General features: G+C 40.5%; 12 protein-coding genes and 1 pseudogene. All 13 read right to left on the bottom strand.

Annotated features, from left to right (window positions below; genetic code table 11):
* Positions 1-6: 6 nt before the first annotated feature.
* The 13 genes and pseudogenes from AB6M99_RS02365 to AB6M99_RS02305 all read right to left on the bottom strand — a co-directional run bounded on the left by AB6M99_RS02365 (position 7) and on the right by AB6M99_RS02305 (position 15,277).
* Complete coding sequence (locus AB6M99_RS02365; RefSeq protein ID WP_369351057.1) at positions 7-1,911, bottom strand: transglutaminase domain-containing protein; 1,905 nt, start codon at positions 1,909-1,911, stop codon at positions 7-9.
* A 1,242-nt stretch (positions 1,912-3,153) separates the two neighbouring features.
* Positions 3,154-4,814: pseudogene (locus tag AB6M99_RS02360) on the bottom strand (transcription antiterminator).
* Positions 4,815-5,500: 686 nt separating this feature from the next.
* A complete protein-coding gene (locus AB6M99_RS02355) occupies positions 5,501-6,217 on the bottom strand; it encodes an L-ribulose-5-phosphate 4-epimerase (protein WP_121835941.1) in 717 nt (238 codons plus the stop codon).
* Entirely contained in the window at positions 6,217-7,080 is an 864-nt protein-coding gene (locus AB6M99_RS02350) for an L-ribulose-5-phosphate 3-epimerase (protein WP_121835942.1), read from the bottom strand. Before AB6M99_RS02350 ends, AB6M99_RS02355 begins: the two co-directional genes overlap by 1 nt.
* A 3-nt stretch (positions 7,081-7,083) precedes the next feature.
* Positions 7,084-7,749 (bottom strand): 3-keto-L-gulonate-6-phosphate decarboxylase UlaD, encoded by a 666-nt coding sequence (locus tag AB6M99_RS02345; protein ID WP_121835943.1) that lies wholly within the window; start codon positions 7,747-7,749, stop codon positions 7,084-7,086.
* A gap of 30 nt (positions 7,750-7,779) precedes the next feature.
* Complete coding sequence (locus tag AB6M99_RS02340) at positions 7,780-8,265, bottom strand: PTS sugar transporter subunit IIA (protein ID WP_121835944.1); 486 nt, start codon at positions 8,263-8,265, stop codon at positions 7,780-7,782.
* A gap of 76 nt (positions 8,266-8,341) precedes the next feature.
* Entirely contained in the window at positions 8,342-8,620 is a 279-nt protein-coding gene (locus AB6M99_RS02335) for a PTS sugar transporter subunit IIB (protein WP_121835945.1), read from the bottom strand.
* Between the two features lie 56 nt (positions 8,621-8,676).
* Complete coding sequence (locus AB6M99_RS02330; RefSeq protein WP_121835946.1) at positions 8,677-10,107, bottom strand: PTS sugar transporter subunit IIC; 1,431 nt, start codon at positions 10,105-10,107, stop codon at positions 8,677-8,679.
* Positions 10,108-10,404: 297 nt separating this feature from the next.
* Positions 10,405-11,046: a YitT family protein gene (locus tag AB6M99_RS02325; protein ID WP_121835947.1), complete on the bottom strand. Its 642-nt coding sequence runs from the start codon at positions 11,044-11,046 to the stop codon at positions 10,405-10,407.
* A 329-nt stretch (positions 11,047-11,375) separates the two neighbouring features.
* A complete protein-coding gene (gene groL / locus AB6M99_RS02320) occupies positions 11,376-12,998 on the bottom strand; it encodes a chaperonin GroEL (RefSeq protein WP_121835948.1) in 1,623 nt (540 codons plus the stop codon).
* A 164-nt stretch (positions 12,999-13,162) separates the two neighbouring features.
* Positions 13,163-13,447 (bottom strand): co-chaperone GroES, encoded by a 285-nt coding sequence (groES, locus tag AB6M99_RS02315; protein WP_121835949.1) that lies wholly within the window; start codon positions 13,445-13,447, stop codon positions 13,163-13,165.
* A 162-nt stretch (positions 13,448-13,609) separates the two neighbouring features.
* Positions 13,610-14,536 (bottom strand): serine hydrolase domain-containing protein, encoded by a 927-nt coding sequence (locus AB6M99_RS02310; protein WP_121835950.1) that lies wholly within the window; start codon positions 14,534-14,536, stop codon positions 13,610-13,612.
* Positions 14,537-15,277, bottom strand: coding sequence for a CppA N-terminal domain-containing protein (locus AB6M99_RS02305; RefSeq protein ID WP_121835951.1), 741 nt, complete (start codon positions 15,275-15,277; stop codon positions 14,537-14,539). It lies immediately after the preceding gene.
* Positions 15,278-15,446: the final 169 nt, after the last annotated feature.

Below are 15,446 nucleotides of genomic sequence, written 5' to 3'. Positions count from 1 at the left end.
ATTATACTAGAATCGGTAATACGTACGTGGTCCGTAACTATAACCTTGATTACGGTAATGTTCAAGGATACGGTCACTATCACGACGGCGTGAGACTTCTGGCATTTTTAAGCTACGATCATAGCCATGATAGTCTTCATTTGAAATATTGTACACAGCATTCCAACGGTGCGTATTCTTCATAAAGTTATTTCCGCGGAGTGTGTAGGTGTGGTTTTTATTAGTCCCATCAATCGTGTCATTCCAGGTGAGGTCTAAGTGATAGAAAGCCCCGTCTACTTTAACAATATTCCAAGCGTGCAGGCTATTCATTCCCATACGAGGATCTCCAAATCCTTGAATATAGTAGACATCTAAGCCTGCTAACTGTCCCATATCTTTAAAAAGCTGCGCGTAAGCTTGGCATACCGCTTCTTTATCTTTCAAAAAGGCATATGGTGTCTGCACTGAAATACCTGTTGGCGTTAGGCTACCGACACCACTATTGGCATAGCGATAATTTGTCATGATATAATCTTGAATTTTATCAATTTTGGTAACTTCAGAATCCGTCTCATTGATATTGTCGCGTGTCCATTGACGAATATGGTCCATGTACTCTTGATGTTGAACATCTGTCATGTAATATTCAGGCTTCAAGGTTACAGTGACTTCATCAACACCTTGAAATCCATCAACTCGCCAGCTGAAGCTTTTTGAAATGCCTCGTGCATTTGGAGTATCTGAAAGGGTCTCTTTGACAAAACGACCGATACCTTCTGAAAGATTTTCGCCCATTTCCGATTGCTTCACGGTAAATTTAATCGTTTTAGTGCGTAGGCGATGTGCTTCATCCGCACGCTCTTTCAAGGTGTTTAAATCACTGATGCCACTAAGATCTGCTAACTCTTGGTTATAGGCCGTAACATTAGTATTTCGATAATCTTTGAGGTTATAGCCTTCATTTTTGAAGTGTTCTAATGTTGGGAGGTTAGGATCAATATCCGGACGAGTAGATCTGGCTGGGCGACGACGGTAATCTGCTCTATTATTATAACGACGTGTCGCAGCACGATTCATCTCGTCAATCACATTAATATTATGTCTAATCTGCTCTGCCGATTGTGCCAAAATAGCAATATTTTCATTTGATGTGTATGAACGTTGATTGATAAAGGTTACCAAGTCTTCCGTCAATACACGGATTTTGGCATTTGTAGTGTATAAATTGTCATTAATCAAACGGTAATTCTCATCACTAGGATACCAATTTTGAATCATCTTCTGACGTGACGCATCTAACTGGTCCAATTCGCTTAACTGAGCATAGTGCTGCTCGACAAAACTTCCCTTATCATCTATCTGATTTAATGAGTCACGATACTGTTGTACCTGTACGTCAAAATGTTCGATATGGGGATTATTTTCAACGTGTTTAGTACGATACTCCTGAATAGCTGATGAGGCACGCTCTTGCAAACGATCAACTTCTGCTTTTAATTCGTTTAAAGTCTGTTGCGATTCTTGCGATAACTCTCTATCATCACTAACAGCTTTCCAGCGTGAGTAGTTATCTACTAATTGTTTCCGCTCGGATTCTAGCTGATCATATTCATTACGGTCATCACGATATGGATCTTCCAATTCTGATAACACCCGTTCTGACCTTGTGTCATATGTCGTTCTCACATCATAAAATGGATATTCCTCTGTTGCGATTTCTACCATTCGATGACCGACTGGTTCTGAGTAAGTCTCTTCTAAACCAGCTGTTGCTTCAGCAGGATAACTATCTTCAACAACGGATGTTAAAAGATTTGTAGCATAGCTGCCTGTATAGCTAGTGTCAGCTTTTACATCGACTGCGCTTACAGTTGTTAGCCCAGCTGTTGTAAGAATAACACTTGCCAGTGTACGAAATGTTTTGGCCATAAATGCCCCCTTCTTAATGCCGTAAGAGATTTAAACTTCTCTTAAAAATTTAACTGAACACTTTCTATCGAAGTGTCTAGAAAATTATAACATTTCTGATAACTCAAGTAAATGATTAAATTAAAAATTCAGAAAGAAAATTAATTATTGAAAAAATTATGAAAATAACAAAATATTTATTTTATGCCATGTTTCAACGTATCTTACTAGAGTTTCTGTCAAAATATTCATCTTTTGGTTTATAATATTCTGTGAATTTTTATATTATCGTTTCAATTTTTAATTTTCAGAATAAAGGCATAACCTTCTGAAATATCTTGAAATCCTTTTCTTCGTGTGACAAAAGAGCACCCGTACGAATACATATACGCTATCTTGTTCACGCAAAAAAAAAAGACATAGCCATGCCAATCTATTGTCCACCTAGTTCGTCATTGATTAATTTTTGGGAAAATTACAGATTGATGATTTTGCAATAGGTTAGACGCTGTTGATTAGTCAATAAGCATTCATCTACTGCAAAAATAATAATACTCATCCAAAATCAAAATTAGCATTTTAGAACCTCTAATACTTTTGATGGACTACCGAACGAAGTGAGGCTAACATGTTTCTTTCGCTATAGTGGTATTCATGAGGCTGAGACAAAAATAGTTCTCAGCCACAAAAAAGCATTGAGAGTTCACTCTCGATATGAACGGATTTTTGGGAGAACTACAGAAATTGAAAGTCAATTTCATAGTAGTTCCCCCGCAAGGATGATTAGGGTGGACGCTGTCGAGTAGTCGACAAGTACATCCAATCATCTACTGCGATAGAGATAAGCTCAAATCTAGCAATGAAACTCCGTAGGAGGTTTTGATGTTGACTTTGTCAACTCTATTTCCCACCTCAAAAGGTTCCCCAAACCTTATCGACTGTGACGAACTCTGTTCGTCTTATTTCCCACCTCCAAAGGTCTCCCAGACCTTTGGAGCGTCCGCACTTTTAAGAAAGAAACAAAAAGTAATTTTTGATTTTTGTTAAGTATAAGCTCAAATCTTGATACTCATCTCAAAATAGGCCCTATAACTAAAAACAGCCCAGTATCTTACGATATCTGGGTTCATATAAACTGATAAAACTATCATGAGCTGAGCATTTTGCTTAGCTTTTTAATCCCTTTTAGCCATTAAAAAACGTTCTCAGCATATCATCCATACTCTGGATGGGATACAATCATTTTCTTGCTATTTAAAAGCGTTAAACAATGATATCCAAAAGAAATTCTTGATTGAGAACTTTTTCGATTTGACTTCTCAAGAGATAGGCTTCTGAATCGTCTTTCACATAGTGGCGAATGCTTTGATCTATGCTCGTACGAATATCTTGTTCCACATCTCGTCCTTTATGTTTCACAAAACGAATCAATCGGATCAAATCACTTTCGGATAAAATCGGATTAATTACTAAACTTGGTACAGGAGACTCTATGGCATTTGTTGTTGTTACCACAACATCCGATGTAATCAAATCTCTTACACTATGGAATTGTTCTGAGGTAAATACAGCTTCAATATGGTGTAGGGGTAAATAGGTCTGACATTGCTTTAGCAATAATTTCTGAATGGCTATCCCCTCATCACAGACTAAAATGATGCGACAATTCTTTCTTTCATTATGATGACGTCTCAGTTCTCCACCTAGATGAACCGTTAGGTAGGCAATGTCATCTGGTGTTAGCGTAATCCCCCAAGCTTTTTCAAGCATCTCAGCACAGACCTGCGTCATCGCAAAAAGCTCTGCATACTTATCTTGAATGTGCTCTGTTAGCGGATTTGTAGAAAAAATGCCATAAGTCTTTCGGTAAACCAATGCTTTGCAGTGTCTGAGCAATTGGTTAATCAATTCTTTTTCATGGGTAAATTCTAAATGAAATCGGACTTTTAACTGCGAAATAAAACCTTCAATATCGGAGCGCATTCGTCGTAATCTCGGCTTTCTAGATGGGCATCTCGATCTTTACGATAGGCCAGCAATAGCATCGCAATCAATCCAATTTCCCCTTCATCCAATGGAAAATCACAGTCATTTTTCAAGCCCGTCGCCAAATCGATGGCTAGGCTATATTCCTTACGATGGGCAATCCGCTGAAAGTCTTGCTCTAATTGCCCTTTTTCTGTAGCCGTAAGATAAGTATTACGATAGCATAGCAATAAGTAAGGGAAGCGTTTTAGGAACAATTGACTATCTTGATAATTTAGAGTTTTCCCTAATTGCTTTCGGGATTTTTTTAGAAAATCATCAATATAACTCATCACATGTTGCGGAACATGAAGTGACAGTTCTAAATAATTTTCCATTTTATCTTGAAAAATCGTCATAAAATGCTGGCTAGTTAAACGTTCAAGGTCATCTAACAACTTGTAAAAAAATTGAAATTTTGACAAGGGATGAGTGTCAAAATAATAGCCACACGACTTCGTTGATAATAGTTTGATTTGATATTGTTCTAAAGAGAGTTGTCTTCTTATCTCATTCAAATCATTTAAAACGGTATTTCGTGAAACCCCTGTCAGCGTCATTAATTTTTCAATGGTTACCCGATCTAGTGAGGCAGCGATGTAGCTCATCATCAGCATTTGACGTTCTTCAATGCTCATCACATAGCTATAGTCATCCATTCCTTCTAATAACATGCGACAAGCATCTTTTTGTGTAGCAGTCAAAACAATACCAACTCGAGGATAGGCAATAATTTGATCAACTTCTTTAGGCAAGGCTTCGTTAATCTTATCAAGATGATAATAAATTTTGCGACGAGATTGATTCAGAGCTTTCGCAATGGTCATGACTGTTTCAGGTTCTTCCAATGCTAACAGATAATTCACCAATCCATAGCTTTTCTTGTCCAATAAGAGCATTCTTTCCTCCTCTTCTAATCACTATCCGATTTATACTTAACAAAAATCAAAAATTACTTTTTGTTTCTTTCTTAAAAGTGCGGACGCTCCAAAGGTCTGGGAGATCTTTGGAGGTGGGAAATAGAGTTGACAAAGTCAACATCAAAACTCCTACGGAGTTTCATTGCTAGATTTGAGCTTATCTCTATCGCAGTAGATGATTGGCTGTGCTTGTCGACTACTCGACAGCGTCCACCCTAATCATCCTTGCGGGGGAACTACTACGGAATTGACTTTCAATTTCTGTAGTTCTCCCAAAAATCCGTTCTTATCAAGCCAATTCCCCTCGCTTTTTGATTTCTAAGCTCAGGCTGACACTGTCCACTGGACAGTGTCACTGATATGAATACCACTATAACGAAAGAAACATGTTAACCTCACTTCGTTCGGTGGTCTATCAATGATATCAGTGGTTCTAAAATGCTAATTTTGATTTTGGATGAGTATTATACGTTAAAAACATCTATACTCATTATAACATTTTTGTGCAAACGTATGCAGTTAAAAAAACAAAATTTACGAAACTGTCCCTTGCTCTTGACTATTAACATTTCCTAGCACATCTTTATAGCTCTCTAGTATTTTAAAAGAGCGGGAAGAAAGTCTAGTATTCAAGCCACTAGCCTTCATCCCTACTCTCACGACTGTTAGTGCTGGTCACCTTTTTGTCCGTAGTAAGCATTTGGTCCGTGCTTACGGAGATAATGTTTATCCAAAATATACTGCGGTGCAGGTTCAACACGTGGGTTGATTTGCTCTGTAAAGCGGTTCATTTTTGCCACTTCTTCAAGAACTACTGAATGGTAAACAGCTTGCGCAGGTGTTTTCCCCCAAGTAAATGGTCCATGATTACGGACAACAATACCCGGTACGGCTACTGGGTTTAAGCCACGGCGTGTAAATTCTTCAATAATGACCGAACCCGTTTCTTTTTCATAGGCTGTGTCAACTTCTTCTTTAGTCAATGAACGAGCACATGGGATTGGACCATAGAAATAATCTGCATGGGTCGTCCCATAAAATGGAATGTCACGACCAGCCTGTGCCCAACCAACCGCTTCAGTTGAGTGGGTGTGAACAACTGCTTGCACCTCTGGCCAAGCCTTATAGAGAGCAACATGAGTTGCCAAATCAGATGATGGGTTCAAGTCACCTTCGACCACATTTCCATCAAGGTCTGTAACCACCATGTTTTCAGGGCTTAATTTGTCATAGTCAACACCTGATGGTTTGATGACGATGCGTCCCAATTCACGGCAAACTTCAGAGACATTTCCCCATGTGAATTTAACCAATCCGTGCGCAGGAAGAGCAACATTCGCCTCATAGACACGTTGTCGCATTTCTTGTAAATCTTTTGCCATTAGATAACCTCTGCTTTCTTCATCAGTGGGTAAAGGAAGGCCTGCGCTTCTTGGATAGCGGCACGCGTTTCTTCCACCGTTTCACAATTTTCTGACCACATTTCAATCAAAAATGGACCGTTATAGTTGGTTTTCTTAATCACTGCAAACATGTTTTCCCAATCGACACAGCCTTTTCCAAAGGGCACATCACGAAATTGACCTTTAGAGGTTTCTGTCACTGGATAAGTGTCTTTCAAATGCAAGGCAGCAATGGACTGGTGCCCAAGGTAAAATTCACTCCAAATGTCATTGTGCCAAGCTGACACATTTCCCGTATCAGGATAGACAAAGAGGTAGGGAGAATCGATTTCTTTTTCCACCGCCCTGTATTTTTCAATTGAGGACATAAAAGGGTCATCCATAATTTCAATGGCTAAGATGACTTGAGCTTCTTCTGCCCAGTCGCATGATTTTCGAAGATTTTTGATGAAGCGCTCACGCGTTTCAGGAGATTTTTCCTCGTAATAGACATCGTAACCTGCTAATTGGATCGTCCTAACGCCTAAATCCTGAGCGAGTTCAATGCATTTTTTCATTAATTCAAGTGACTTTGCTTCAATTTCAGGATCATTAGATCCTAGCGGGTAGCGACGATGACCTGAGAAGCAAATGGTTGGAATTCGCACCCCTGTCTCATAAATGGCCTTAACCACTTCTAAACGCTCTGCCTTTGTCCAGTCTAAGCGTGCCAAACGGTCATCGGATTCGTCCACAGACATTTCCACAAAATCAAATCCTAGTTCTTTTGCAAATTCAAGACGTTCCAACCAGCTAAAGTGCTTTGGGGTCGCCTTTTCATAAATACCAATCGGACGAGCCATAATCTACCCCCAGATACGACGAATTTCATCCTTGAAAGCACGCGCTGCCCCAGCTGGATCTTCTGCTTCAGTAATGCCACGACCTGCAATGAAGGTAAAGACATCAACACCTTCAAAGAGTTTCAGGGTATCCACATCAAGACCACCGGTCACTGACACACGGAAGCCCATGTCAATCAGTTTTTTCACCTTATTAAGGTCTTTTTCACCCCAAGTTTCGCCAGCAAGAAGAGCGTCACGCGATTGGTGATAAATGGCTTGAGAAATGCCTGCATCCAACCAAAGCTGAGCCTGCTCATAAGTCCAGTCTCCGTACAATTCAATCTGAATTTCACCACGATCACCACGGATTTCTTCGATAGCTTTGCGAGCTGCTTCCATGGTTGGGATGGTCGCTGAACAAATACAAGTCATCCAGTCAGCACCACGTACCGCATTGTTTTTAGCGACTGTGCCACCAGCATCCGCACACTTGGTATCTGCAACGATGATTTTTTCTGGAAACAGGTTGCGAAGAACCTCAACCAATTCAGAACCCACTTGAAGAAGACAAACTGTCCCTGCTTCAATAATATCAACTTCATGACCAACGGAAACGGCTGCCTTAATGGCACCTTTTAAATCAGAATGGTCAAGTGCTACCTGTAAATTTGGAATATGTGTTGTCATAATCGTTACCTCTTCTAACTGTTATACTTCTTAACTCTCTAAATCCAATCCTTCAAGATAAGGACTATTTTTTGATTCTTCTACCATTGCCAGTACTTCTTCTGGTGTCTTACAGTCAACCAAGCGCTGAATTGAATTTTCCAATTCAAAAAGGGCAATAATTTGTGGAATGGCTACTGTCGTATGAATGGCTGCTGACTGTGCTGCCAAGGTTAGCAAGACAGACACCTCTTTACCATCTGAGAACGTGACTGGCTTAGTCAAGGTGATTAACGAGAACGAATCGCGTGACACACCCACTCCAGCTTGAGCATGTGGCATCGCCATACCAGGCATCAAAATATAATAAGGACCATATTCTTCTGTTGATGCAATAATCGCATCGTAGTATTCCTCGGTAATCGCACCGCTCTCAATCAAAGGATCACAAGCCAGATGTACCGCTTCTTGCCAAGTCTCAGCCGTAAGCCCCAAACGAATGGAATTGTTCTCAACAAATGATTGCTTTAAATTCATGATTAAACCTCTCTGATGTCATAAAACCGAGGGAGGTTGAACATCTCGTTTCAGCCTCCCTTAGCATTTGTTTTTCCTACAAAACTTCCCCAAGTTTTGCCTTAATTTCATTGTCATCCATCAAGTTATCAAGTCCTACGAGATGACCTTTTGTGCGTCCTTCTAATTCTTTAATCAAGTGATTTGACGCCACCACAATATCATAACCTGCAGCTAAGCCTTTAGCTTCCCCAACAGAGCATGACGCTGATTGGACATCTGTTACCCCAAGTTCACGAAGGGCTTTTTCCACTTTCATTTTGATCACCATTGATGATCCCATTCCATTTCCACACGCTGTAAGCACTTTAACCATTTTTATTTCCTCCATTTATTGTTTAAAACATAGCAGAGCAGACACTCTTAGTGATGTTATTGAGCATCGCCACGATAGTAAGCTTCTTTGTCTTTTGCTTTTGCAAATTGCAATTGTGGAATCACAAGCAAGAAGAGGCAGACTAGAACATAACCAGCAATACCAAGGTATTTAAAGGCATAACCAAATGGCAACCAAGGAAGTACCAAGTCAATGTTACCGTGGTAACCACCAGTCAATCCTAAGAGACTAACTGCCACCGCACCAAGCGCTACTTGAAGAACACCTGAGAAGAATGAGAGGGCTACCGCAGCTTTCCAACCGCCACGTTTATCCGCGTAAACCGCGATCGCAGCATTATCAAAGAATACTGGAACAAATCCGGTAATAATCAAAATTGGATTTTTGAAAACAACAAGTAAAGCGATAGTAATCAATTGTCCAATCAAACCAAAGGCAAATCCTGAAAGAACGGCATTTGATGAACCAAAACCATAAGATGCTGCAACGTCAACCGCTGGGAATGATCCTGGAAGTAATTTGCTAGAGATACCTTGGAAGGCATTCGTTAATTCAGCAACGAACATACGCACACCTTGCATCAAGATAAAGAGGTAAACTGAGAAGGTAAGAGCTGTCTGAATCACATACATGAAGAATGATTTGGCAGGGTTATAAGCACCAGCACCAATCAATTCTGCATTAGACATGATTTCAGGGCCAAGAACCGCCAAGATACCACCAAAGAAGACAAGCATCAAGGTTGCTGAGGCAACGACCGTATCATGGAAAATATTAAGGAAAGAAGGCAATTTCAAGTTATCCAAATTTTCTTCTTTTTTACCGAAGAATGGCGCTACCTTGTCAACAAACCAAATCGCAAACTGTTGTTGGTGACCAATCGCAAAGCCACCGCCACCTGTTAAACGTTGGGTAGGCTCAACTGTCATATTTGAGCTGACTGCCCAGTAAAGTCCACAGATAATACCAACTGCCCAAGCGCCAGCCGCATTTTGCAACTGAGGAATAAGGAGAAGGACAAAGACTGAAATTGTCGCTGCCTGTTGCACCATGATGTGACCTGTAATAAATAGTGTTCTAACCTTAGTCACTTTACGAAGAGCAACGAGAAGAATATTTACCCCAAAGCCAATCAAGAGAGCTGTTGTGGCGACATCAATAAAGCCCATCTCTGTTAATTTTGCATTAGCCGCAGCTAGACCAAAATAAGGGTCAATAACCGCCGCTTCAAGATTAAACTTCTTAGCTAGGGCAACAAGGATTGGACGGAAAGTGGTTACCAAACCACCTGCACCAACATTCAAGATAAGGTAACCAACTGTAGCTTTCACAAAACCAGCAAAAACTTCATGAGCTGGCTTTTTGAGGAGCATATAGCCCACCAAAACTAAGAGACCAACGAAGAAAGCAGGGTTCTGCAAAATGTTAGTTGAGAACCATTGTAAGACAGCTTGTAAGATATCCATAAGATATACCTCGCTTTTGATTTAGTAATAATGTTTATTTACAAGTTCATTATAGAAAAATGTAAGCGCTTAAAAAAGACCAAGAAACACACAAGCTTGTGTTCAAAAATGTGCCCATATCAAAACACATCTCTCATCCCAAGTGAACACAATCAAAAGAGCCTATCACAAAATCGTGATAAGCTCAGCTATCTTAACTAACTTGTTTAATTATCCCATAAGCATTGATTAGAGGTATCTAAGCAATTGATTGAGGCAAATTCTATGATATCTCAGCACTGATTTATCTCCTCAAAATTAATCAATCAACCGTTGATACAGGCGTTCCGTCCAAGGATGACAGAGGGCAATTACCCGTCCAGTCAGCGCCATAGCGACTACTGTTCCTATTCCAATGCCTAAAAAACTTCCTTTGAAAAACAGTCCCAAAACAATTGAAACAGTAATTGCAATACTGTCTAGGACATTTTTCCCAAAGCCAAACGGGCGATGCAAAACCCGTCCAACTGTCTCTGCTAAAGCATCCGCAGGATTAGGAATAAGTCTCATACCAACCGTTAGTGAGGCACCAAAACCAGTCAAAGCAACACCTATAACTAATGCCAAAAGACGAATAGGCAAAGCCTGTGGTAGCACAATCAAGTCATCAAATAATTGTAAGAAAAAGCTAGAGAGAAAACTCGCTAAAATCTGAGTCAGTTGAAATCTCTGAAAAGCCCCTTTCAAGAGAAGATACTGAATGCCAATCAAGACACAGAGGTAGAAAAAGTTAATAACCCCAAACGGAACTGCCGTAATTTGGCTAATATTAAAAGCCACCGAAGTCACTGGCGATACTCCCAGAGCAGTCTTCGTATTGAGACAGACCCCAAAGGCTAAAACCACATTCCCTAACAAATAAACCAACAAGGTCTTTCCGTTAATCTTCGACCGATACATGCTATTCCTCTTTCATTATCTCTACTTCCAGTTTAACATCCTTTGTCTAAGTTCACAACCTTTTCCCTTGTCTTTCTGGTGTCTTATCTAAAAGTTCCTCTGTCTAGCTGTCCCCAAAAAGGGATTTTTCAAGGTCCTAGATTTGAAATCAAGCAACAGAAGTCTGTCAAGTGGTCACTTACGTCTCTACCACATAAGGCTAACGGTCCAATACAAATTATCAGCTGTTGATATTTAATGAGTATTAGACCATTAAAGACTGCGACAAAAAAGTTGGATACGATTTACCCAACTTTTCATTAGTTATCCTTTGTTACAACAATGTCCTTTTAGAACCCACCCATCATGCCTGAGTCCATAGCTGGCGCTACTGGAGCCGCTGCTTCTGGTTTATTGGCAACAACTGCTTCTGTGGTCAAGATAAGACTTGCCACCGAAGAGGCATTTTGAAGGGCTGAACGAGTCACTTTAACAGGGTCAATGATTCCTGTTTCTACCATGTTGACCCACTCACCTGTCGCAGCATTAAAGCCAATACCTGAGTCACTGTTTTTCAATTTGTCAATGATAACAGAACCTTCGTAACCAGCGTTGTAAGCAATCTGACGAACTGGCTCTTCAAGGGCACGAAGAACGATGTTTCGACCTGTCGCATCGTCACCCTCAAGCTCAAGCGCTGCAACTTTTTCAATCACTTGAACAAGCGCTGTACCTCCACCAGCAACGATTCCTTCTTCAACCGCTGCACGAGTTGCATTGAGGGCATCTTCAATACGCAATTTCATTTCTTTAAGAGCTGTTTCTGTTGCGGCACCGACTTTAATCACTGCAACACCACCTGCTAATTTCGCCAAGCGATCTTGAAGTTTTTCACGGTCAAATTCTGACGTTGTCGTTTCCAATTGTGACTTAATGAGATTGACACGGTTGGCAATATTTTCAGCCGAACCTGCACCTTCAACGATAACAGTGCTATCTTTGTCCACAGCAACTTTAGCCGCTTGACCAAGCGCAGCCATTGTCGCATCTTTCAATTCAAGACCAAGGTCTTCTGTAATCACTGTTGCCCCTGTCAAAACAGCAATGTCTTCAAGCATGGCTTTACGGCGGTCACCGAATCCTGGTGCTTTAACTGCCACTACGTTGAAGGTTCCACGAATTTTGTTCAAAACAAGGGTTGGAAGAGCTTCACCATCCACATCATCAGCAATAATCAAGAGCGGACGGTTTGTTTTAAGAATTTCTTCAAGCAACGGCAAGATTTCTTGAATGTTTGAAATTTTCTTATCTGTAATTAAGATAAATGGGTTCTCGAGGTCTGCCACCATTTTTTCGTTATCCGTTACCATGTATTGTGACAGGTAACCACGGTCAAACTGCATCCCTTCAACCACTTCAAGTTCAGTTTCCATCCCACGTGATTCTTCGATAGTGATGACACCATCTTTACCCACACGTTCCATCGCTTCTGAGATGTACTCACCTACTTTTTCAGAACGTGATGATACCGCAGCAACTTGTGCAATAGCTTCACGGTTTGAAACAGGTTGTGCGATAGTTTTCAATTCTTCAACAGCAGTCGCAACAGCTGTTTCAATCCCACGACGGATACCAATTGGGTTGGCACCAGCTGTCACGTTTTTAAGACCTTCACGAACGATAGCTTGTGTGAGCACAGTTGCTGTTGTCGTCCCGTCACCCGCAATATCATTGGTTTTTGAAGCCACTTCTGAAACGAGTTTCGCTCCCATGTTTTCAAAATGATCTTCTAATTCAATTTCTTTAGCAATGGTTACCCCATCATTAGTAATCAGTGGTGACCCAAAGGCTTTTTCAAGCACCACATTACGTCCCTTAGGACCCAAGGTAACTTTTACCGTATCTGCTAAAATATCAACACCACGGACCATTGCCTCACGCGCATCCGCTGAAAATTTAATCTCTTTTGCCATAATTAAGATATAGAGGGCGTTAAACGGACAATAGCAAAATAGGGAACTCAATGACGACGCTAGCGTCTAGTTGAAGTTCATCTTTTTGCAGCCGTCCGTAGCCCGTATTCAGTTAAACTCATACAGGCTACCCTCTCTCCTTTCTATCCTTTCTTATATTCTTATTATTCCACAATCGCTACAATATCTGCTTCACGGACGATGGTTACTTTCTCATCACCATCTTTGACTTCAATACCCGCACCGCTTTCAATAAGAACCTTATCTCCTGCTGCTACACTTGGTGCTACCAAATCACCGTTAAGCGTACGGATACCGTCTCCTACTGAAACAACCGTAGCGACTTTGGTCGCATCATGTGAGGCACCCGCTAGGACAAAGCCACCCACTGTTTTTTCTTCTACTTCTTCAAATTTCACGACCACACGGTCACCTAATGGTTTTAACATCTTTATCCTCCATTATTAGTCTTTTATAAAATAGCAGAGCTGCTTTCGAGCTACAATTTCATTTTTAGCACTCTATCACACCGATTGCTAATTCTTATAAAGTCTATTCTATCACTTAGTCAGGATTAGTCAAGAAAAAAACTCCTATCTTTAGGAGCTTTTTCAATCTGTTAAAGAAGTCTTAATCACATCTCTCAGTTTCCGTCTCTTCGCAATCCAAAGAGGACGGTCATCGTATTCAAAGGTGCGGTTGGTCAAAAAGATGACGGCAGTCTGCGTTTTACGATTAACCATCACAAAAGGTCCTGTGTAACCCGTGTGGTCAATCCAATCACCATCTAAATTCCAGCCCATAGAACGTGGCTTATTGCCAAGACTGATATTGGTCCACAGATTTTCAGCAAAGTCATCTTCTAGATAATGGCGACAAAAGATTTCCAAATCTTTGACGGTTGAAAAAAGCCCTGCTGACCCTGCATGATACCCAAAAACTTTCGCTTTAGGATCGTGGACCACACCATCATGAATTCCCTTAACCGTAGGCACAGCTTCCTTAACAGGACCAAAACCAGTTTCTACCATCTGCCAAGGCTCAAAAATTTCCTGACTAAAAATCGTTTTCAGACTGGAGCCATAAATCTCTTCCAACATAAAACCCAGCAAGAGAAAATTAATATCCGTATACAGAAAGTCTTTATTATCCGTCACAGTAATGTGGTTGATTGCTTCTTTCAACTCAACCTCTGACAGTTGATCACGATTTGGGATAAAAGGGTCAATTCCTGTCGTATGGGTCAAAAGCTGGCGCAGGGTTACTGAGGCATCATGAAAGTCAGGATAATGCTTGACTAGAGGATCATCTAGCTGAATCGCTCCGCTATTTAACAAGAAAGTGCAAATCGTAGAAACCCCTACAACCTTGGAGACACTCGCCAAATCATAGGTTAAACCTGAAAAAACGGGCGCTTGCCCGTCTTGTGTTCCTAAAAAATGCTCACTCCACATGCCGTTTTGATAAATCGCCAAACTAGCGCCGTGGTAGAGGTTATCAGCTATCTGCTGATGGATTTTCGTTAGAATACGTTCCATTTATTTACTAAACCAAATTTCAATATTGCTAGTGTCTTTGATGACCACAAGTTTCTTGTCAGCATAAGCAATTAAACATCCTAGGCTCTCAAGAGTTTCTCGAAATGCTAGTAAATCCGCCTCAGCTGGCAATGTAAATTCCAAATACTCTAAATCCCAAACACTGTCAGGGTCTGCTTGTAAATCCTCCCCTTGTGCCGCTACAAAATTGACGCGCAATGGCAGTTCTAAGGTTTGGTAAAAAGCTTGCGCTATCTCAACATCTGGTACATTAAGAACAATTTCTTCAATCTCAAAATCTGACAAGCCCTTAAAATCAGGAGTTGCTGTAAACTCAGCATCCGTCACGACAGAAAGGCTTGAGCGGTTGGTTTCAGCATGTAATAAATAGGTATAACCTTGAGGCGATGTCGTTTCAAAGGCATAACCATTTTCTCCACGAAAGATAGCATCAACTGTCATACCACTTGCTAAAAGCGATTCAATATCAGAAGCCTTTTTCGCCTTAATAATCGTCTTATTATGCTTCGTTTTACCATTCACCGCACGTGTTCGATAGGTTGGTGACTCTTCAATGATAAAAGTCCGTTCAGAATTATCATAACCAGAAAAAATAGCAATGGCATTTTCTTCAGAAACCAATTTAAACCCTAGAGTGTCTTGGTAAAAAGAAATGTTAGCATCCTTATCAAACACCCTAACAACAGGCGTTTTGAAAGTTACTTTCGTTACTAATGTCATATCATTCTCCAATCCTTTCTATTGTAAAATAAAGTTGAAATTTTAGCAAGAAAATTAAAAACTTAAGAATGGTTTTAAAATGAAGGTAATTTCCCAAAGTAATTTCCACTTTAGCTTTCGAAGTGGAAATTAGTCTAAAACGGATTTTTATGGTGGAATTAAGTCTGAG

This window comes from Streptococcus hillyeri (genome assembly GCF_041081565.1).
GTDB lineage: Bacteria > Bacillota > Bacilli > Lactobacillales > Streptococcaceae > Streptococcus > Streptococcus hillyeri.
Note: the sequence above shows the minus strand (reverse complement) of the source record. Positions and strands in the feature narration are given on the sequence as shown.